Source organism: Mesorhizobium sp. WSM3626, assembly GCF_000513935.1.
Classification (GTDB): domain Bacteria; phylum Pseudomonadota; class Alphaproteobacteria; order Rhizobiales; family Rhizobiaceae; genus Mesorhizobium; species Mesorhizobium salmacidum.
Map to the genome: position 1 here is coordinate 36,188 of NZ_AZUY01000023.1, position 18,030 is coordinate 54,217.

Annotated in this window: 21 protein-coding genes, 1 tRNA gene and 1 pseudogene; 8 read left to right on the forward strand and 15 right to left on the reverse strand. The window is 63.9% G+C overall.

The genetic code is table 11. The annotated features are described in order from the left end of the window. Positions 1–17 precede the first annotated feature (17 nt). On the reverse strand, positions 18–323 hold the full coding sequence (locus tag M653_RS0117330) for an ETC complex I subunit (RefSeq protein WP_015318428.1): 306 nt from the start codon (positions 321–323) through the stop codon (positions 18–20). Between the two features lie 124 nt (positions 324–447). Between M653_RS0117330 and M653_RS0117335 the strand changes: the two genes are divergently transcribed. Continuing rightward, a tRNA-Pro gene (locus M653_RS0117335) sits at positions 448–524 on the forward strand. 122 nt (positions 525–646) lie between these two features. Next, positions 647–928 (forward strand): hypothetical protein, encoded by a 282-nt coding sequence (locus M653_RS0117340; protein WP_027144484.1) that lies wholly within the window; start codon positions 647–649, stop codon positions 926–928. 332 nt (positions 929–1,260) lie between these two features. Here M653_RS0117340 and hdaA read toward each other — a convergent pair whose 3' ends face one another. The 3 genes from hdaA to M653_RS0117355 are packed head-to-tail and all read right to left on the reverse strand — an operon-like array spanning position 1,261 to position 3,776. After that, complete coding sequence (gene hdaA / locus M653_RS0117345) at positions 1,261–1,965, reverse strand: DnaA regulatory inactivator HdaA (RefSeq protein ID WP_027144485.1); 705 nt, start codon at positions 1,963–1,965, stop codon at positions 1,261–1,263. Position 1,966: 1 nt separating this feature from the next. After that, the gene (locus M653_RS0117350; RefSeq protein ID WP_245262189.1) at positions 1,967–3,247 is read right to left on the reverse strand and encodes an AI-2E family transporter; all 1,281 of its coding nucleotides are present in this window, start codon (positions 3,245–3,247) and stop codon (positions 1,967–1,969) included. Next, positions 3,222–3,776, reverse strand: a complete 555-nt coding sequence (locus M653_RS0117355; protein ID WP_027144487.1) for a CDP-alcohol phosphatidyltransferase family protein — start codon at positions 3,774–3,776, stop codon at positions 3,222–3,224. Before M653_RS0117355 ends, M653_RS0117350 begins: the two co-directional genes overlap by 26 nt. A 209-nt stretch (positions 3,777–3,985) precedes the next feature. Here M653_RS0117355 and purM point away from each other — a divergent pair, with 209 nt between their 5' ends. From purM to M653_RS0117370, 3 genes are read left to right on the forward strand one after another with little or no spacing between them, the layout of a single operon-like run. Further along, entirely contained in the window at positions 3,986–5,095 is a 1,110-nt protein-coding gene (purM, locus tag M653_RS0117360; RefSeq protein ID WP_027144488.1) for a phosphoribosylformylglycinamidine cyclo-ligase, read from the forward strand. Next, positions 5,092–5,805 carry a phosphoribosylglycinamide formyltransferase gene (purN, locus tag M653_RS0117365; protein ID WP_027144489.1) on the forward strand — a complete coding sequence of 238 codons (714 nt, stop codon included), beginning with the start codon at positions 5,092–5,094 and terminating at the stop codon, positions 5,803–5,805. Before purM ends, purN begins: the two co-directional genes overlap by 4 nt. A 15-nt stretch (positions 5,806–5,820) precedes the next feature. Beyond that, positions 5,821–6,330, forward strand: a complete 510-nt coding sequence (locus M653_RS0117370) for a histidine phosphatase family protein (RefSeq protein WP_027144490.1) — start codon at positions 5,821–5,823, stop codon at positions 6,328–6,330. A gap of 37 nt (positions 6,331–6,367) precedes the next feature. On the opposite strand, the gene M653_RS0117375 is transcribed toward M653_RS0117370, so the two are convergent. From M653_RS0117375 to M653_RS0117385, 3 genes are all read right to left on the reverse strand, one after another. Beyond that, a complete protein-coding gene (locus M653_RS0117375; RefSeq protein ID WP_027144491.1) occupies positions 6,368–6,610 on the reverse strand; it encodes a DUF680 domain-containing protein in 243 nt (80 codons plus the stop codon). Between the two features lie 212 nt (positions 6,611–6,822). Beyond that, a complete protein-coding gene (locus tag M653_RS0117380) occupies positions 6,823–7,050 on the reverse strand; it encodes a DUF680 domain-containing protein (protein WP_027144492.1) in 228 nt (75 codons plus the stop codon). Positions 7,051–7,095: 45 nt separating this feature from the next. Then, on the reverse strand, positions 7,096–7,296 hold the full coding sequence (locus M653_RS0117385) for a DUF680 domain-containing protein (protein ID WP_015318441.1): 201 nt from the start codon (positions 7,294–7,296) through the stop codon (positions 7,096–7,098). A 488-nt stretch (positions 7,297–7,784) separates the two neighbouring features. Here M653_RS0117385 and M653_RS0117390 point away from each other — a divergent pair, with 488 nt between their 5' ends. Both M653_RS0117390 and M653_RS0117395 read left to right on the forward strand, forming a co-directional pair. Beyond that, positions 7,785–8,462 (forward strand): response regulator, encoded by a 678-nt coding sequence (locus M653_RS0117390; protein WP_027144493.1) that lies wholly within the window; start codon positions 7,785–7,787, stop codon positions 8,460–8,462. 12 nt (positions 8,463–8,474) lie between these two features. Continuing rightward, a complete protein-coding gene (locus M653_RS0117395) occupies positions 8,475–9,827 on the forward strand; it encodes a sensor histidine kinase (protein WP_027144494.1) in 1,353 nt (450 codons plus the stop codon). A gap of 45 nt (positions 9,828–9,872) precedes the next feature. Here M653_RS0117395 and M653_RS0117400 read toward each other — a convergent pair whose 3' ends face one another. The 6 genes from M653_RS0117400 to M653_RS1000000137335 form a co-directional block, all read right to left on the reverse strand. Continuing rightward, entirely contained in the window at positions 9,873–10,751 is an 879-nt protein-coding gene (locus tag M653_RS0117400; protein ID WP_015318444.1) for an ABC transporter permease, read from the reverse strand. 14 nt (positions 10,752–10,765) lie between these two features. Beyond that, entirely contained in the window at positions 10,766–11,620 is an 855-nt protein-coding gene (locus M653_RS0117405; RefSeq protein WP_015318445.1) for an ABC transporter ATP-binding protein, read from the reverse strand. Between the two features lie 162 nt (positions 11,621–11,782). Then, the gene (locus M653_RS0117410; protein WP_245262196.1) at positions 11,783–12,733 is read right to left on the reverse strand and encodes an ABC transporter substrate-binding protein; all 951 of its coding nucleotides are present in this window, start codon (positions 12,731–12,733) and stop codon (positions 11,783–11,785) included. A 238-nt stretch (positions 12,734–12,971) separates the two neighbouring features. Continuing rightward, positions 12,972–13,751, reverse strand: a complete 780-nt coding sequence (gene dapB / locus M653_RS0117415) for a 4-hydroxy-tetrahydrodipicolinate reductase (RefSeq protein WP_027144497.1) — start codon at positions 13,749–13,751, stop codon at positions 12,972–12,974. Between the two features lie 9 nt (positions 13,752–13,760). Beyond that, positions 13,761–15,854, reverse strand: a complete 2,094-nt coding sequence (locus tag M653_RS0117420; RefSeq protein WP_032935443.1) for an ATP-dependent helicase — start codon at positions 15,852–15,854, stop codon at positions 13,761–13,763. Between the two features lie 72 nt (positions 15,855–15,926). Further along, entirely contained in the window at positions 15,927–16,100 is a 174-nt protein-coding gene (locus M653_RS1000000137335) for a hypothetical protein (protein ID WP_015318449.1), read from the reverse strand. A 109-nt stretch (positions 16,101–16,209) separates the two neighbouring features. Here M653_RS1000000137335 and M653_RS1000000137340 point away from each other — a divergent pair, with 109 nt between their 5' ends. Continuing rightward, positions 16,210–16,350 (forward strand): hypothetical protein, encoded by a 141-nt coding sequence (locus tag M653_RS1000000137340; RefSeq protein ID WP_198028797.1) that lies wholly within the window; start codon positions 16,210–16,212, stop codon positions 16,348–16,350. Positions 16,351–16,668: 318 nt separating this feature from the next. Here M653_RS1000000137340 and M653_RS0117435 read toward each other — a convergent pair whose 3' ends face one another. Next, positions 16,669–17,829, reverse strand: coding sequence for a M20 aminoacylase family protein (locus tag M653_RS0117435; protein WP_027144499.1), 1,161 nt, complete (start codon positions 17,827–17,829; stop codon positions 16,669–16,671). Then, a pseudogene (locus M653_RS0117440) lies at positions 17,822–17,998 on the reverse strand (Zn-dependent hydrolase); the annotation flags it as partial. The pseudogene M653_RS0117440 and the gene M653_RS0117435, both read right to left, overlap by 8 nt. Between the last annotated feature and the right edge of the window lie 32 nt (positions 17,999–18,030).

Consider the following 18,030-nt stretch of genomic DNA (forward strand, 5'->3'; position numbering starts at 1 on the left):
TTGGCGCTGGCCGCCGGTTAATGCGTCCAGGGCGTCCTGCGGTCATAGCGGAAATTCTCCGCATAGGAAATCTGGCGGCGCTTGGTCTCTTTCGGCTCCTCGACGCGGAAGGCAAGCCCTTCCTTTTCGGCGTAGGCAACCGCTTCTTCGCGCGTGTCGAAGGTGAGCCTGATCTGGCTTCTCATGTCTCCCGAGGTGGTGTAGCCCATCAGCGGGTCGATCTTCTTGCGCATCTCGGGATCGAATTCCAGCACCCAATGGCCGGTCTTGGCCTTGCCGGACTGCATCGCGGTTTTGGCTGGGCTGAAAATGCGCGCGGACATGGCCACCTCTTTGTTGTGCGAGGCAGCATCGCCGCCCGTAGGCCGTCATTACTGCGCATTGGCACCGGCGGCAAGGTTTTTGCACTTGCCATGTAACACCGAAATGAATAGGCAACAGACCGTTCGGAGTGTAGCGCAGCCTGGTAGCGCATCTGGTTTGGGACCAGAGGGTCGGGAGTTCGAATCTCTCCACTCCGACCATTTCTCTCTAAAATGCGATACCGATGGCACCGAAGGGGTTTTGCCCTTATTCGCGTTTCACCCTTTCAGGCTCGCTTCCCTCGCCATTGCCGGCTTAAGCTGCGGCAAACGGGGGATTTGCGGTGCTTGGGATCGATGCTTGGGTCTCGCTGTTCGGGCCGGCCTATTTTGCCTATGCGGGCGTGACGGTTCCGTTCATGGTGACGTGGGCGATCGCCTGCGCGGCCCTGGCGATGTGGAACAATCGCGAGAGCCGCAGACAGGCCAGGCTGGCCCCGGGCACAGCTGCCTCCCATTCCTGGCCCGCCAGCATCGGGATCTTCGTGCTGGTCGCGGCCTGTTACATCGCCGCGCATTCCGCCGTTTATGTGGTGGTCCGGCATTTCGTCAGACTATGGCTGTGATTGGCTGCAAGCTCACCGGCTGACGGTGCCACGTTCAGAGCACACCCTCGATATCGGTTTTCGAAAAATCGGCTCCGACATGTTTCGACGATGCGACTGGTCAGTGTTGTTGGGTGAATGTCCGCTGCGGCAGCACCCGCTCGATACATTCTTAAAGGCAAGCTCGCCGGGCGAGAACCCCAACCGCCTCATCCCGGCGAGCCTACAACCTGATTTGGAACGCAATCAGGACCGGGGTTAGCCGGCAACCTCATGCTGCAAGACCGGTGCCAATCTTGTGTGCCAAAATGGGACCGAGGTGGAGACGGAGAATCGCTGGAGCCCTGAAGCCATCAAATCTCGAACTCACCCTGCCCCTCGTCCATGGCGCTCACGGTCTCGGCGGCCAGTGCCCTTGTGATCGGCATCTTGCGCTCCAGCGCGGTGCGATCCAGGCGCTCCACCACACGCATCGCGGTTGCCAGCGAACGCTCGATGCGCCGCACCAGATACTGCACGACATGCGGCTCGACCTCGACCTGCCGGTCGGCGAACAGCTTGGTAATGACGCCGGCGAGCAAGAGATCGTCAGGCTCGTGGATCTCGACGGTCGCCGCCGCCTTCAGCCGCGAGGCAAGATCGGGCAGCTTGACGCCCCAGGCCGACGGAAAGCGCCGCGCCGTCAGAAGCAGTGTCGAGCCAGCACCGCGCACGGCGTTGATCAAATGGAACAGGCCTTGCTCATCGACCGCGCCGATATCGACATCGTCGATCAGCGCCGGCCGCGCACCGAGATTGGCGATGCTGTCACCCATGCGCCTTGCGTCGACGGCCACCGCGTTGGCGCGAGCACGCCAGATCGAGGCCAGATGCGTTTTGCCCGAACCAGCGGGGCCTGCCAGCACCACCACTGGTGCTGGCCAATCCGGCCAGCGGTCGACCAATGCGGCCGCCTGGTTGTTGGTGCCGGAGACGACCAGCTCGTCGCGCGAGTAACCGGTGCCGTGGCCGAGATCGAGCGGCAGTTGGCGCGGCGGATCGGTTCGCTGGGCAGTCACGTCAACGACGCGGTTGCGTGCGATGGCCGCCACCGCGATCGGCCGGCAACGGCGGCGCGGGTGCTGTCGCGTGGCCTTTGTAGAGCGGCGATTCCAGATAGCGGGCGATGGCAAACCGCACCAGAACGGCAACCGCCGCGGACGCAGGAACAGCAATCAACAGGCCGACAAAACCGAACAGCGCGCCGAAGGCGAACAACGCGAACATGAGCCACACCGGATGCAAGCCGACACTTTTGCCAACCAGCCTGGGCTGCAGGATGTTGCCTTCGACGAACTGGCCGATGAAGAAGACCACGGCAACGGCGACGATCATCGTCCAGTCCGGCCAGAACTGGACGAAGGCAACGCCGACGGCCAGCACCAGCCCGGTCAATGAGCCGACATAGGGGATGAAGGAGATCAGCCCGGCGAACAGGCCGATGAGGATGGCGAAGTTCAGCCCCGTCAGCGTCAGGCCGGTGGCATACATGGCGGCCAGCACCAGGCAGAGCGTGCCCTGGCCACGCACGAAGCCGGCGGTGGCGGTGTTGATGTCGCGCGCGATGGCGCGGACCGTCGCCACGTTGTCGCGCGGCACCCAGCTGTCGATAACCGCCACCATGCGATCCCAGTCGAGCAGCATGTAGAAGGCAACCACGGGCGTCACCACGAACAGACTGACCACCGAGACCAGCGCCACGCCCGAACTCCAGATCGAAGTGAAGACCGTGGTGAGCAGGCCGAAACCGGAGGTCAGCAGCGAGTTCAACCCGTCGCGCAGGCCATTGGCGTTGACGCCGAATTTCTGTTCCAGCCACTTCGGATCAAAGGAGGTGATCAGGCTCTGCAGCCGCGTCAGGTACTCCGGCAGCTTGCCGGCGAAATCGGCCATCTGCGTCGCCAGCACCGGAATGAGGATGACGAAGGCCAGCACCAGCACGATGAGGAAGGTGATGAGGATGACCACCGTCGCCATGAAGCGGCTGAGGCCGAGCCGTTGCAACCGGTCGGCGACCGGATCAAGGAAATAGGCAAGCACCATGCCGGCGACGAAGGGCAGCAGGATGGCGCTGAAGACATAAAGAAAAAGCGCCAGGATCGTGGCACCCGCCAGCCAGAAGAAGATCTGGCGGCGGAACGTGGCCGACGCTTCGGCCTCCGCCGCCGTCTCGCCGGCCGGCACGACGACGACCGTCTGGTCGTCCACGGTCTTGCCCAGCGCCACCGCTTTGCGGGCGGCCGGCTTGCGGGCAGCCTTGCCGTCGATGGGCTTGTCAGCCTGATTTACCGCCTTCGCCATAGCCGCTCATATGCCTCAGCCAAGCCACGAGATAGGCCGCGGCCGAAGCCACGGTCAAGACCCCGGACAGCAATATGAGGGTGGGCCGCAGAGGGTCGAGGTGCCCGGCAAAGGCGAGTTCGCCCAGCACAACCGCCGCCAGCGCGATCTGTATGGCGGTATTGGCCTTCGACACCAGAAACGGCTTTATCTCGACGGGATGGCCGATCACCGTGGACAACAGGACCGCGCACACGATCAGCGCGTCGCGCGACACCATGGTGACGACCAGCCACAGCGGCAATTGCCCGATGAAGCCCATGACGACGAACACCGAAACCAAAAGCATCTTGTCGGCGATCGGATCGAGATAGGCGCCGAACCTGGACTGCTGGTTGAAGCGGCGCGCGATGAAACCGTCGACACCGTCGGAAACGCCGGCAACGACGAAGCCGGCAAAAGCCCATTCCCAACGTGCCTGCAACATGGCCAGCACCACGGCAGGCACCAGCACAAAGCGCAGGATGGTGATCAGGTTGGGGATGGTCAACGCATTGTCCCGCCGTATTATGCCTCGAGATAGATGAGGGAGATGGAGGGCCGAGGCAAGGGAGAAGCAGGACGGGCCAGCGGCAGACGCAGTGCGCGATGCCCCGGCTATCCACGCTTTTGTCAACCAAACGGCGCCCGGTTCGGCCGTTATCCTTGCGGACCGAAACCGTTCATGCGAAGAGCCCGCAAACGAGCAGGAACATTGCGATGAGCAAGCGCGAAACCGGCCAGCATAAAACGGGCCAGAACAAAACGGCCAAGCGCAGAAACGGGCTCACCTATGCCGAGGCCGGCGTCGACATCGATGCCGGCAATCTCATGGTGGAGAAGATCAAGCCGCTGGTGCGCGCGACGCGCAGGCCAGGCGCGGATGGCGAGATCGGCGGCTTCGGCGGGCTGTTCGATCTCAAGGCCGCCGGTTTCACCGATCCGGTGCTGGTCGCCGCCAATGACGGCGTCGGCACCAAGCTCAAGATCGCCATCGATGCCGGCAAGCACGACACGATCGGCATCGACCTCGTCGCCATGTGCGTCAACGACATCGTCGTGCAGGGCGCGGAGCCGCTGTTCTTCCTCGACTATTTCGCCACCGGCAAACTCGATCCCGAACAGGGTGCCGCGATCGTCGGCGGCATCGCGCAGGGTTGCCGCCAGGCCGGCTGCGCGCTGATCGGGGGCGAGACCGCCGAAATGCCCGGCATGTATCACGGCAAGGACTATGACCTTGCCGGCTTTGCGGTGGGCGCGGCCGAGCGCGGGCAGCTTCTGCCCACCGACGACATCGTCGAAGGCGACGTGCTGCTCGGCCTTGCTTCCTCCGGCCTCCATTCCAACGGGTTTTCCCTGGTGCGCCGCATCGTTGCCGCGAGCGGCCTGGCGTGGAGCGATCCGGCGCCGTTCAACGACGAAGCGACGTTGGCCGAGGCGCTGCTCGAGCCGACCCGCATCTACGTGAAATCGCTCCTCAAGGCGATCCGCAACACGCACGGCATCAAGGCGCTGGCGCACATCACCGGCGGCGGCTTCCCGGAAAACATCCCGCGCGTGCTGCCCAAGGATTTCTCGGCCGAGCTCGACCTCGAAGCCATCGACGTGCCGCCGGTGTTCTCCTGGCTGGCCAAGACCGGCGGAGTGGCGCCGGAAGAGATGATGCGCACCTTCAACTGCGGCATCGGCATGATTTTGGCTGTCGCTTCGGGTCAGGCGGCGCAGGTTGCGGCCGTCCTGCAGGAAGCCGGCGAGACGGTGACGCCGATCGGCCGCATCGTGCCGCGCCGCGACGCCGGCGTCATCTATCGGGGCTCGATCGGCCTATGAGCTCGCGGAGGAAACGCACAGTCGTCCTGATTTCGGGGCGCGGCTCCAACATGACCGCGCTGATCGCGGCGGCCAGCGACCCGTCCTTCCCGGCCGAGATCGCAGGCGTCATCTCCGATAAGGCGGACGCCGCCGGCCTCGTCATCGCCAGGGCACGCGGCATCGCCACACAGGTCATTTCCCGCGCCGACCACGGCAGCAAGCAGGCGCATGACGCGGCGATCGACGCGGCACTCGCGGCCTTCAATGCCGACATCGTGGCGCTGGCGGGCTATATGCGCATCCTGACCCCCGGCTTTGTCCAGAAATGGCAGGGCCGCATGATCAACATCCACCCTGCCCTGCTGCCGGCCTTCAAAGGGCTCGATACCCATGCCCGCGCGCTGGCCGCCGGCATTCGCATTCATGGCTGCACGGTGCATTTCGTGACGCCCGAGATGGATGACGGCCCCATCATCGCCCAGGCTGCGGTGCCGGTGATGGTCGGCGATAATACCGATACGCTGGCTGCCCGGGTGCTGAAGGCCGAGCATCGGCTCTATCCGCTGGCGCTTGGACTGGTGGCCGAAGGCAAGGCGCGCATGGAGGCGGGCCGCGCCGTGCTCGCCCACTTCGCCGACGATGCCGACAACGGCACCTCGGTGGTAATGGCACCCGACCCGCTGCGCGAGGAAGCCGATCTCGAGCATCTGGCGCGGATCACGCCTTAAGCCGAGGACACGGCGATGAAACAGCTGCTCCTCCTACGCCATGCCAAATCGAGCTGGGATGATCCTGATCTCGATGATTTCGACCGGCCGCTCACGGAACGTGGGTTGAAGGCAGCCCGATTGATCGGTCGCGAGCTTGCCGCGCGCGACTGGCTGCCGGACCTTGCATTGGTGTCACCGGCGCTGCGCACCCGCGATACGTGGCGGCTGGTGGCGGCGGAACTGCCCGCGCAGCCTCGGATCGCGTTTGCCGAGGCGCTTTACGATGCTTCAGCGGCGGATATTCTGAGCCAGGTACGCAAAGCAGACCCGTCGAGCGGCTGCCTGCTGGTTCTCGGCCACAATCCAGGCCTGGAGGATCTGGCAAAACAGCTTGCCGGACCGGGATCGGAGGCGAAGGCGCGCAAGAGGCTCGAGCAAAAGTTTCCGACAGCAGCCCTCGCGCGCGTCGTCTTTGAACACGATTGGTCTGGCCTGTCGGCCGCCCGGCTGACGCACTGTCTGCGGCCGAAGGATCTGAGCTAGACGGGTGCGGCAGATCAGACCTGCCGCACCCCTGACATCAGTTGCCCCATATACCCTGGCCGGGCTCCGGCCAGTCGATGCCGGGCTTGACCTTGGTGTCGGCAGCCTTGTGCTTGGTCATATTCGAGTTGTTGTCGACGGCGCCGGTGGCGGCGTGGTCCACGCCGGCGACCGGGGCAACCGGCTGGTTGGCATTGTCCGAGCCATAATGGTCGCTGCCGGCGAGTGCACCTCCGGTTGCGACGAGCATAGCGGCGGCAGCGAGAGCAAGTCTGTTCATTTCAATCTCCAGGTTCATCCGTTGGGCGGCGTCTTGGGAGGACGGTTCCGCTGAGGACAAGACCAGAAGCAGCCTGGTTTTATTCCTGACCGTGAAATGTTTTTTGCCGACTGCGAAGATCGGCTGATACGGCCAATGCCCAGGGCTCATCCAAAAACAAGAGCGGCGGGCCAGGCCCACCGCTCTTTGTCGTCACGCGCTGCTTGAAGGGATCAGCGGCCCCAGATGCCTTGGCCCGACTGAGCAGGCACCTTGGCATTGACGTCAGCCTGCGCCTTGTCCGCCTTCAGGATCGAACCGGTGCGGAAGGTGTCGACATTGGAGGTCGACTGGCTGGCAACCGGCTGGTTGGCGTTGTTGGAGCCGTAGTTGTCGCTGCCGGCAAAAGCGGCGCCCGCGGCAACGAGGATGGCGGCGGCGGTGAGTGCGATCTTGGTCATTTCAAGTACTCCTGAATTCAAAGGTGGATGGATTGGCAGTCGCGATTAGCGGCCGAAGAGGTTGCGGTCAGCGCCCTGGGGAGCCTGGACCGACGCTGCCGTCGACTTCGAGGTCGAAGCGGTGACCGAATGGTCGACAGTGGCGGCAGGCTGGTTGGCGTTGGCCGAGCCATAATTGTCGCTGCCGGCAAAAGCAGTGCCCGTGGCAACGAGGATGGCGGCGGCGGTAAGAGCGATCTTGGTCATTTTATTTACTCCAGAATTTCTTTGTTCTGTCCGTCTAGTGGCGTGCCCTTGGGAGGATTTCGCGTCGCTCGGACCACCTCCAGATGGGAAAGGCCCTTTGGGATTTCTAGTCGCATCGGTTTTGCAGTATTTCATTACGTTATGGACAATGCATATTGCACCGCAGCATTCTTAGTCTGATTTATCACATGTTTTCAGATGGTTAGCGTTTCCATCTCGGGCGCATTCCAGAGCAGATCGGAGGACATTGTTCACCGTTCGCGATACAATCCGTCAACCAGAACCGAACCGTTCGGTTCGATTTAATCTTCAAAACGGGGTGTCTGAGCCTGCAAAAATCGGATCCCGACCGCAGCCAAGCCGCATTTGCCTTGCGTTGCGATCGAGACTATCGATCATTTCGGGTCCGATTGCCGAATGGGCCCGCCAATCGAGCCCGAGGCGGCCGTTGAGACCGAAAGTGGGCGGATGCTGGAACGGCAATAGACATGCGATTGCTGCTTGTGGAGGACAATCGCGAACTGGCGGACTGGCTAGGCAAGACCTTGCGCCAGGCGAATTATGTCGTCGACATCGTCCATGACGGCGAGGATGTCGAGCATGCGCTCGCCGCCGGCAACCACGCGCTTGTCATTCTCGATCTTGCGCTGCCTCGCATGGGTGGACTGGAAGTGCTGCGTATGCTGCGAACACGCGGCAACCGGGTGCCGGTGATCGTACTGACTGCCAATGCCAGCCTCGATGGCCGGGTCAAAGGCCTCAACGAAGGCGCCGACGACTATCTGCCGAAGCCCTTCCAGATCGAGGAGCTCGAAGCACGCATCCGCGTCCAACTGCGCCGCGCCAATGACCGGACGGCACCGGTCGTTGCCTGCGGCGACCTCGTCTTCGACACCAACACCAGGCTGTTTTCGCTCGGCGGCGAGACGCTGGCATTGACGCCGCGCGAACATGCCGTGCTCGAGCAGTTGATGATCAAGGCGGGACGCACCGTGAGCAAGGCCGCCTTGTCCGCGGCGATCTATGACTTCGAGACCGACGCCGATCCGAGCGCCATCGAGATCTATGTGCACCGTGTGCGCAAGAAGCTTGAAGGCTCGCGGGTCCAGATCACCACTTTGCGTGGCCTGGGCTATCTCTTGCGCCACGATGATCTGGCGCTATGATGATTTGGCGCTATGAAGACTAACAGCCTGCGCCTGCAATTGCTGGCCTGGGTCGTGCTCCCCCTGGCCGGGCTTGCGACCATCAATCTGTGGACCAGCCAGCGCAACGCTCTGGCGACCGCCGATCTGGTCACCGACCGCATGCTGGTCGGCTCGGCCCGCGCTATCGCCGAGCAGGTCGCCATGGCCGATGGCGTACTCGATGCCACCATCCCGCCGGCGGCGATCGAGATGTTCGATACCGGCGATCGCGACAGCGTCTACTATCGCGTCGAGACCGCCGGAGGACGGTTGCTGACCGGTTACCCCGATTTGCCGCAAGCGCCGCGGCATGCGAGCGTCGAGGCGAGCTATCGCGACCATATGTTGCGGCTCTTGACGCTCAGCCACGCGGTGATCGGCGCCGGCGGCGATTCCCCCATAACGGTCACCGTGGGCATAACGCTCTCCGGGCATGATGCGATGGTGAAGCGGCTGTGGTTCAGCGCCTTCGTCCAGCAGCTGGCGCTGGTGGCAATCGCCGGCGTGTTCGTGCTGCTTGGCCTGCGCCGCGGCCTGGCGCCATTGATAAGCCTGCGCGACGCGGTGCGTTTGCCAAGCCGAAGCGACCTCGATCCGGTTGACGTGCCGGGCGCGCAGAGCGAAATCCGGCCTCTGATAGAGGCGCTCAACGCCTACATGGAACGGGTGCGCGCGCAGATGGGAGCGCAGCGCCGTTTCATCGCCAATGCCGCACATCAATTGCGCACGCCGCTGGCGCTGCTATCGACGCAGGCAAGCTATGCGCTACGCGAAACCGCCACCGATGCGCGCCAGGAAGCGCTGGTGGCGCTGCAGGCCAGCTCCGGCAAGCTGGCACGGCTGGCCGAACAATTGCTCACCCTGTCGCGTGCCGAGCCTGGCAGCCGGCGGCCACGCGCCGATCGCATCGACCTGACAGAAGCCGCCCGCCATGTACTGGAAACGCAGGCGCCCGCGGCGATCGCCCGCAAGATCGATCTCGGGCTGGAGGAAACAGGGCCGGTTGCAGTCATTGGCGACGGCACCATGCTGCGCGAGATGATCGTCAATCTTGTCGACAACGCGCTGCGTTACTCGACGGCAGGCGGCAGCGTGACGGTGAAGCTGGCCGCCATCGATAGCGAAGCCGTGTTGACGGTAGCCGATGACGGGCCCGGCATCCCGGCCGAAGAGCGGGATCACGTGTTCGAGCGCTTTTATCGCATCGCCGGTTCGACCGAGGAAGGCAGCGGCCTGGGCCTCGCCATCGTGCGCGAGGTTGTCGAGAATGCCGGCGGCCGCGTCACCCTCGGGGATGGCGCGGCCGGCGGTCTGTTGGTCGAGGTCAGGTTGCCCCTGGCATGACCCGACCCGCGCCCAGCGCGGGCTCGGACTGTCCTCGGAACAAAATCAGGTGCCCTGCTCGTTGAACGGCGCAGGCCGCCACTTGACGACATAGTTCTCGAAGCGGGTGATGATGAATTCCACCACCAGCGCCATAACCGCCAGGATGATCATGGCGGCGAAGACGCCATTGGCGTTGAAGGCGCCCTGCGCGGTCGAGATCAGCAGGCCCATGCCTTGCTTGGCGCCGAGGAATTCGCCGACCACGGCGCCGACCAGGGCAAAGCCGAAACTGACATGCAGGCTGGCCAGGATCCAGCTCATCGCCGACGGGATAATGACGGTGCGGGTGATCTGGAACGGCGAGGCGCCGAGGATCTGGGCGTTGGCGATCATCGCCCTGTCGGCCTCGCGAACCCCCTGGAAGGCGTTGGCGAAAACGACGAAGAACACCATCACCACGGCGAGCGCCACTTTCGAGGCCATGCCGAGGCCGAGCGCGATGATGAAGACAGAGCCGAGCACGACGCGCGGCACGGAATTGGCGATCTTGATGTAGATCGAAAAGACATCGGCCAGCAGCCGGTTGCGGCCGAGAATGATGCCGGCGGCGATGCCGCCCAGTGCGCCGATGGCGAAGCCGAGGAAGGTTTCCTCCAGCGTCACATAGATCTGCAGCCAGAGCGGTCCCTGCGAGGTGCCCTCGGTGATCCAGGACCAGATCTGTTCCCAGATGCCGGAGGGGCTGGCGAAGAAGAACGGGTCGATGATGTTATAGTCGGCGCCGAGTTCCCACAGGCCAAGGAACGCAACGAGGATAGCCAGGCGCAGGCCGATGACCAAAGCATGGCGGCGGCGCAGCCGGGCCCTCGCCCGAGCCTCGGCAACGGCAATGGAGGCATCGCGGACGGCGGCATGGGAAGCGGTGGGAGAGATAGCGGTCATGTTGGTGTCTCCTCTCAATGCCCGCTCTGCAAGGTGCGGCTCTGGCCGAGCTGCACTTCTTCGCGCAGGTCGTTCCAGATCACCTTGGCGATCTCGACGAATTTCGGGTCGTAACGGATGTCGGCCATGACACGCGGACGCGGCAGGTCGATGCGGTAGACGCTCTTGACCGTTCCCGGCCCGGCGGTGAGCACATAGACCTTGTCGGCCAGCGCCACCGCCTCCTCCAGATCGTGGGTGACGAAGACGACGGAGGATTTCTGTTCCGACCACAGGCCGAGCAATTCGTCCTGCATGGCCGTGCGCGTCTGCATGTCGAGTGCACTGAACGGCTCGTCCATAAGCAGAATCTTCGGCTGGTTGATGAAGGTCTGGGCAAGGGCGACGCGCTTGCGCATGCCGCCCGAAAGCTGGTGCGGATAATGTTTTTCGAAGCGGCCGAGGCCGACGCGGGCGATCCAGTCGCGGGCCCGATCATAGGCCTGCGCCTTGGGGATCCCGCGATAAAGCGGACCGGCGGCGACATTGTCGATGACGCTTCGCCAGGGAAAAAGCGCATCTGCCTGGAAGACGAAACCGATGTCGCGGCTGATATCGGTGACCGGTTTGCCCATGACGCGGACATGACCTGTGGTCGGCCGCAGCAGGCCGGTGACGAGGTTGAGCGTCGTCGACTTGCCGCAGCCGGTCGGCCCGACGACGCAGGCGAATTCGCCACGCGCCACCGTCATGGTGAAGTCGCGGATCGCCGTCATCATATGGCCGTCGGGCGTGACGAAGCGTAGCGTCACATCATCGATGGCGATCGCGGCATCGGCCGGCGGCGCGGCCTGAGACAACTTCTCGGCCGCCATCGTTTGCACTTGCATGGCATACTCCTGTGGCAATGATGCGAGAATGCCTGCGGCCAAAACTTGTGGGCCCGCCATCTCTCGACATCGGTAGGCGCGCCGCTGCCAAATCGATTCAGGCCAGCGGCGCAACTTGTTGTTCCTCAAGAGCGAACCGGGTAACCCGCCTCGCCTGCCTGCCTACTTGGCGGCGTCGACGAATTCCGTCGTGAAGGTTTTCGACAGGTCGATCTGCTTGCCCTGCAGGCTCTTGGAGAAGGTCGACAGAACTTTCAGCACCGTCTCCGGGCCATCGGCCGGCATGCGTCCGTCGGGCGTGAACATCGCCTTGCCGCCGGCGAGCCCCTGGATATAGAGGTCCTTGTTGCCGGCGTAATAGTCCTTCGGCATCTTGTCGGCGATCTCCTCGGCCGAATGGCCGGCGATGAACTTCATCGTCTTGACGAAGGCATTGGCGAGCTTCTGTGCTTCGTCCTTGTGGCCTTCGACCCAGGAAGACTGGACGTAGAAGGATGCCGCAGGATAGTCGCCGCCCAGCGCTTCCTTGGTCTTTTCGGGCGTGCGCATGTCGACCAGGACACTGGCCTCGCCGGTCTTGAGCAATTTCGCGATGGTCGGCTCCGTGGTCATGCCGGCCTGAATTTGGTCCTGCTTGACGGCGGCGATGAAGGTATTGCCGGCGCCGACCGGCAGCAGCGTGTAATCACCCGGCTTCAGGCCGCTGCGGACGGCAAGATACTGGGTCAGGAAATCGGTCGACGACCCCAGCCCGGTGACGCCCAGCGTGGCACCCTTGAAGTCGGCCGGCGACTTGATCTCCGGGTGCTTGGCGGAGACCAGTTCGACCTCGCCAGGGGCCTGGCTGAACTGGACGATCGACTGGATGTATTTGCCCTTTGACTGCAGGTCGACAGTGTGGTCGTAAAAGCCGACAACGCCCTGCACGGCGCCGGCCAGCAATTCATTCTCGGCCTCGACGCCGGCCCGCGAGTTGATCAGTTCGACGTCGAGCCCCTCATCCTTGAAGTAGCCGAGCTGCTGGGTGAGCACGGCCGGCAGGTAAATCTGCTTTTCCATGCCGCCGACGATGATGGTGATCTTGTCCGCGGCGGACGCCGCGGTCGCGCCCATGCCGACAATGGCAAGCGTCAGCGCCGCCGAACGCAAGATGCACTTCGAGATCAAACCGGTCATGTAACTTCCTCCATCTGGGCGGCGCGCCATCCAGGCTGCGCCGCATTCCTCCTGCCGGCCACTCCCGCTCCGGTCACGCGGCGAACGCCGCAATGAATCAATTGCATGCCCAAGCTTTCAGCTGGCTTTCAGCCATTTTAGCAACCGGGGAATGAAAACAGCCAGGATTTGCCGGTTACGATGCGCCAAAACCCAACACGTCGCGCATGTCGTACTCGCCGGGAGCGCGGCCCGCCACCCAGAGTGCCGCGGCGATGGCGCCACGCGCGAACATGATGCGGTCGCTAGCCGCATGCGACACGGTGACGGTTTCGCCCTCGGCGCAGAAGCTGACGCTGTGCTCACCGATGATGCTGCCGCCGCGCGCCACCGCGAAGCCGATCTCGCCCGCGGGCCTCGCGCCGGTGACGCCATCGCGGACGCGCCTGGCAACCGCCTCCAGTTCGACGCCGCGTCCGCCGGCAACGGCTTGCCCCAGCATCAGCGCCGTGCCCGATGGCGCGTCGACCTTTTGGCGATGATGCGCCTCGAAAATCTCGGCATCCCAGTCTTGCGGGCCAAGTGCCAGCGCTGCCCGTCCGACTAATCCGACCAACATGTTGAGCCCGAGCGAGAAGCTTCCGGACCGCACAATTGCGACGGTTTTCGCGGCGGCGGCGATGGTGGCCAGTTCGGCGGCATCGAAACCCGTCGAGCCAATTACCAGCGCTGGTCCACCGCGCTCCGCACAGAAGCTGGCCAGATCGGCGGAGGCGGCCGGCGTGGTGAAGTCGATGACCACATCGGCCACGGCAAGCGCCTCGTCGCGGCTCACCAGCCCATCACCGACACTGCCCGGGCGGTGAAAGCGGGCGGCAAGCGCCAGGCGCGCATCGGCCCGCACCGCATTCGCCATCTGGCGTCCCATGCGGCCGAGCGCGCCTGATATGGCGATCCTGATCGGCGGCTGCGCCATCGGCTCCTGCTATTTCCACATCCCGCGCATGCGGGCGCCGATGTCGACGCGTACCTCCGGCCGGGGTGCCCTGCCCTGCGCCGCTTGCGCGGCCGGCCACGAAAGCTGCTGGAAGGCGGCAAGAATGGAGGCCGGGATGAAACGGGTGCGCGATGCATAGAGATGGCGGTCGCCGCGCGCCGCCTGGCCGTGCGGAAAGAAACGCTGCGGCATGACCAGGTTAAGGCTGTCCTTGGCTCGTGTCATCGCCACGTAGAGCAGCCGGCGCTCTTCCTCGATGTCCTCCTTGGTGCCGACGCCGAGATCGGCCGGAATGCAGCCATCGACCGTGTTGAGCACGAAGACGTTCTTCCACTCCTGGCCCTTGGCCGAGTGGATGGTGGACAGGATCAGATAGTCCTCGTCGCGATGCGGCGGCCCGGCCTGATCGCTGGTCGCGTCCGGCGGATCGAGCGTCAGCTCGGTCAGGAAGCGTTCGCGCGAGGCATAGCCCGAGCCGATCTGCTCGAGCTGCAGCAGGTCGGCGCGGCGCGTGATCGCATCCTCGTGGATGCGTTCCAGATGCGGTTCGTACCACAGCCTGATCTGTTCGAGGTCGGCTGGCCATTTGGCGCCAGCTCGCAAGCCGGAATAAAGCGAGACAAAACCCGGCCAATCGTCGGCGGCGCGCTGCGGCGGACGCCAGCCGGCCAGGCCCATCGCCTCGTCCAACGCCGACGTCATCGCTTCGACGATTTGCGCGGCGGCGGAAGGGCCTATGCCCGGCAAAAGCTGCAGCACGCGAAAACCGGCGACACGGTCGCGCGGGTTTTCGGCGAAGCGCAGCACCGCCAGCACGTCCTTGACGTGGGCTGCATCGAGGAATTTCAGGCCACCGAACTTGACGAAGGGAATGTTGCGCCGCGTAAGTTCGATCTCCAGCGGTCCGCTGTGGTGCGAGGCACGAAACAGCACCGCCTGCGACTTTAGCGCGGTGCCAGCCTCGCGCTCCGCCAGGATGGTGTCGCAGACGAAATTGGCCTGCTCGACCTCGTCACGCACGGTCACAAGTCTTGGCTTGTCGGCGGATTTGCGTTCCGACCACAGGTTCTTGGTGAAGCGCTCCGAAGCTTCGCCGATGACCGCATTGGCGGCCGCCAGTATGGTCTCGGTCGAGCGGTAATTGCGCTCCAGCATCACCACATCGGCGGTCTGGGCGAACTGCCTGGGGAAGTCGAGGATGTTGCGCACTTCGGCAGCGCGGAACGAATAGATCGACTGCGCGTCGTCACCGACCACCGTCAGCCCGGCGCCGTCGGGTTTCAGCGCAAGCAGAATCGACGCCTGCAGCCGATTGGTATCCTGGTATTCGTCGACCAACACATGGTCGAAGCGCCCGCCGAGATGCGTGGCGATCTCAGGCTCGGCGGTCATCTGCGCCCAGTAGAGCAGCAGATCGTCGTAATCGAGCACGTTCTGCGCCTGTTTTGCCTCGACATAGCCGGCAAACAGCTGCTTGAGCTGCTCGGCCCAGCCGGCGCACCAGGGGAAAGCAGATCCCAGCACCTCACCGACCGGCACCTGCGCGTTGACGGCGCGCGAATAGATGGCAAGGCAGGTGCCTTTGGTCGGAAAGCGCGCTTCCGTCCTGGAGAAGCCGAGTTCGTGGCGTACGAGATTCATCAGATCGGCGGAATCCTCGCGATCATGGATGGTGAAGGCCGGATCGAGGCCGATCTCCAGTGCATAGTCGCGCAGCAGCCGCGCACCGATGCCATGAAAAGTGCCGGCCCAGGTCAGCGCATCCGTGATCACGGCAGCATCGCGGCCTAGCACCTCGCCGGCGATGCGCTCGACGCGCCTGGCCATTTCGGATGCGGCGCGCCGCGAAAACGTCATCAGCAGGATGCGGCGCGGGTCGGCTCCCTTGACGATCAGATGGGCGACGCGGTGCGCCAAGGTGTTGGTCTTGCCGGAGCCGGCGCCGGCGATGACCAGCAGCGGGCCTGCAATCTTGCCGTCGCCGTGTTCGACGGCCTGGCGTTGGGCGTCGTTTAGCCGGGCGAGGTAAGCCGGCTGGACAGTCGAGTCCAAAAAGGTCGAATCATGGGCGGCGAGGTTCATCGCCCATCAAGCATCGTTTCCGCTTTGTTCGCAACAGAGAAGCAGCGCCGCCAATTCGGCGGAAAAAGAAGGTCAGCGTTTCGGGTCAACGCCCATCGACGCCGATTGCCGGCGCAGCGCCTCGCGGTCGTTTGCGGGCGCCGGCAGCAAGAGAGGATCGACACTGTCGGGTACCTCATCGATCATCTTGCGGGCGAGACGGTAAGTGACAAAGGCCAGCGTGCCAACCAGGAGCAAACGGATCATGCGGCGGTCCTCCTTCGCTGGGTCAACCTGAGGCAGGGGATTTTGTTCCCTCGGCGCAATCGAGCAACCAAACCGACACCGCGTCGTTTTGGGGGTGGAGGAAGTAGCGATGAAAAAGCTGGTACTGATCCTCGCGCTGGTGGGATCGGCTCTCTCGGCTTGCGACAACAAACTGCCGCCGACAAAGGCGCCTGGAGCGGACCAAGACCTCGCAATTCCTGTCGTGAACAATGGCATTGCTGGCCAGTGAATGGTGCCCTGCGCCAGGCGATTACGGCATCGCCCTCAACGCATTGCCGCGATGCATTCCTCGAGGCGATCAAGGCGGAACTTGGCAGTTCGTGGCCCGCCAAGCGCGAGCATTCTAAATTAACGAAAGCTAATTTAGCGCAGGGAAGAAGGCCGGCGCCGCTTGGGAGGTAATCTGATAGCGCCGGCCAGGCGGATATCAGGTCCGCCGCGCCAGGGAGGCTAGCTGAGTCTTGCCGTTGCGTCATGCGAGATCAGGGATTTCAACCGTTCCCGGGCGTTTTCCCCCCGTAAAATGCCGCGAAAAGCCCATGAGGGTTCAAGTCCCAAGCCGCTGCCTGGCGATGGCGACATGGAAATTGACACCGAACAACAGCCCGTCATCGTTGAAGTCGTAGCTGGAGTTGTGAAGCGGTGCCGAGACCTCGCCATTGCCGACGAAGACGAAGCAGCCCGGCACGTGGTCGAGGAAGCGGGCGAAATCCTCCGACGCCGTCATCGGCTCGCGGGCGACCGCGATATTGCCGGGCTCGAACACGTGTCCGGCGGCGGCGAAGGCCGCGTCGACCAGTTCGGCATCGTTGTGCAAAGGCACGAATTCCCTGGTATAGTTGACCTCGGCGGTGACATTGTAGGCGGCAGCGATACCTTCGGCGACAATGCGCATCTGGCGTTCGATCGCGGCGCTGACCTCGGGGCGGAAACTGCGCGCGTCGCCAAGGATGCGGGCAAGGCCCGGCAGCGCGTTGCGGGTGCCGTCGGTGATCAATTCGGTCACCGAAACCACGGAAATGTCGGCTGGGCTCAGCCGTCGCGAGACGATGGTCTGCAGGTTGGTGACCAGCGCACAGGCGGCAACCAGCGTTTCCTGACCGGAATGCGGCCGAGCAGCGTGGCCGCCTAACCCCCTGAGGACGATCTCGAAAATATCTTCGGCCGACATGACCGGGCCGGCGCGGGTTTCGAAATGCCCGACGGGCAGGCCCGGCATGTTGTGCAGGCCGAATATCTCGTCGAAGGGAAAGCGCTGCATCAGGCCATCATCGAGCATCGCCAACGCGCCTTTTCCCCATTCCTCCGCCGGCTGGAAGATGAAGCGCACCGTGCCGTCGAAACCACCCTCGCCAGCCAGAAGCTTGGCCGCACCCAGCAGCATCGCCGTGTGGCCGTCATGGCCGCAGGCATGCATGAGACCGGGATTGCCGGAGCGGTGGGGCGCGGTCGATTGCTCCGATATGCGCAGCGCATCCATGTCGGCCCGCAGCGCGATGGCACGGTTGCCGCTGCCACGCTTCAAAGTGCCGACGACGCCGGTGCCGCCGACACCCTCGGCGACATCGTCCAGGCCGAATTCGCGCAGCTTGGCCGCGACGAAGGCTGCCGTGCGCTTCTCCTCGAAGCCGAATTCGGGATGCGCGTGCAGATCGCGCCGCCATCCGGTCATCTCCAGCTTCAGCGCATCGCGATCGATTTCAGCCATTGTCTGATATCTCCTGATCCGCAAGGCGGGTGACGACATCAAGCAGGATGTTGGCGCCGGCGACAAGCTCGGCATGGGCGGTATGTTCGCGCGGATTGTGGCTGATGCCGCCGGCGCTCGGCACGAAAATCATCGCCGCGGGCGCAAGGCGCGCCATCATCTGCGCGTCGCGGATGCGGCCAAGCAGTCTTTGTGCGTCAA

What these genes read in the sequence shown, in the direction of transcription:
- M653_RS0117330 (WP_015318428.1), bottom strand. Translation starts at nt 323, where the DNA reads ATGTCCGCGCGCATTTTCAGCCCAGCCAAAACCGCGATGCAGTCCGGC.
- M653_RS0117350 (WP_245262189.1), bottom strand. Translation starts at nt 3,247, where the DNA reads ATGGCGAAGGCGGTAAATCAGGCTGACAAGCCCATCGACGGCAAGGCT.
- purM (WP_027144488.1), top strand. Translation starts at nt 3,986, where the DNA reads ATGAGCAAGCGCGAAACCGGCCAGCATAAAACGGGCCAGAACAAAACG.
- purN (WP_027144489.1), top strand. Translation starts at nt 5,092, where the DNA reads ATGAGCTCGCGGAGGAAACGCACAGTCGTCCTGATTTCGGGGCGCGGC.
- M653_RS0117370 (WP_027144490.1), top strand. Translation starts at nt 5,821, where the DNA reads ATGAAACAGCTGCTCCTCCTACGCCATGCCAAATCGAGCTGGGATGAT.
- M653_RS0117375 (WP_027144491.1), bottom strand. Translation starts at nt 6,610, where the DNA reads ATGAACAGACTTGCTCTCGCTGCCGCCGCTATGCTCGTCGCAACCGGA.
- M653_RS0117380 (WP_027144492.1), bottom strand. Translation starts at nt 7,050, where the DNA reads ATGACCAAGATCGCACTCACCGCCGCCGCCATCCTCGTTGCCGCGGGC.
- M653_RS0117385 (WP_015318441.1), bottom strand. Translation starts at nt 7,296, where the DNA reads ATGACCAAGATCGCTCTTACCGCCGCCGCCATCCTCGTTGCCACGGGC.
- M653_RS0117390 (WP_027144493.1), top strand. Translation starts at nt 7,785, where the DNA reads ATGCGATTGCTGCTTGTGGAGGACAATCGCGAACTGGCGGACTGGCTA.
- M653_RS0117395 (WP_027144494.1), top strand. Translation starts at nt 8,475, where the DNA reads ATGAAGACTAACAGCCTGCGCCTGCAATTGCTGGCCTGGGTCGTGCTC.
- M653_RS0117400 (WP_015318444.1), bottom strand. Translation starts at nt 10,751, where the DNA reads ATGACCGCTATCTCTCCCACCGCTTCCCATGCCGCCGTCCGCGATGCC.
- M653_RS0117405 (WP_015318445.1), bottom strand. Translation starts at nt 11,620, where the DNA reads ATGCAAGTGCAAACGATGGCGGCCGAGAAGTTGTCTCAGGCCGCGCCG.
- M653_RS0117410 (WP_245262196.1), bottom strand. Translation starts at nt 12,733, where the DNA reads ATGGGCGCGACCGCGGCGTCCGCCGCGGACAAGATCACCATCATCGTC.
- dapB (WP_027144497.1), bottom strand. Translation starts at nt 13,751, where the DNA reads ATGGCGCAGCCGCCGATCAGGATCGCCATATCAGGCGCGCTCGGCCGC.
- M653_RS0117420 (WP_032935443.1), bottom strand. Translation starts at nt 15,854, where the DNA reads ATGAACCTCGCCGCCCATGATTCGACCTTTTTGGACTCGACTGTCCAG.
- M653_RS1000000137335 (WP_015318449.1), bottom strand. Translation starts at nt 16,100, where the DNA reads ATGATCCGTTTGCTCCTGGTTGGCACGCTGGCCTTTGTCACTTACCGT.
- M653_RS1000000137340 (WP_198028797.1), top strand. Translation starts at nt 16,210, where the DNA reads ATGAAAAAGCTGGTACTGATCCTCGCGCTGGTGGGATCGGCTCTCTCG.
- M653_RS0117435 (WP_027144499.1), bottom strand. Translation starts at nt 17,829, where the DNA reads ATGGCTGAAATCGATCGCGATGCGCTGAAGCTGGAGATGACCGGATGG.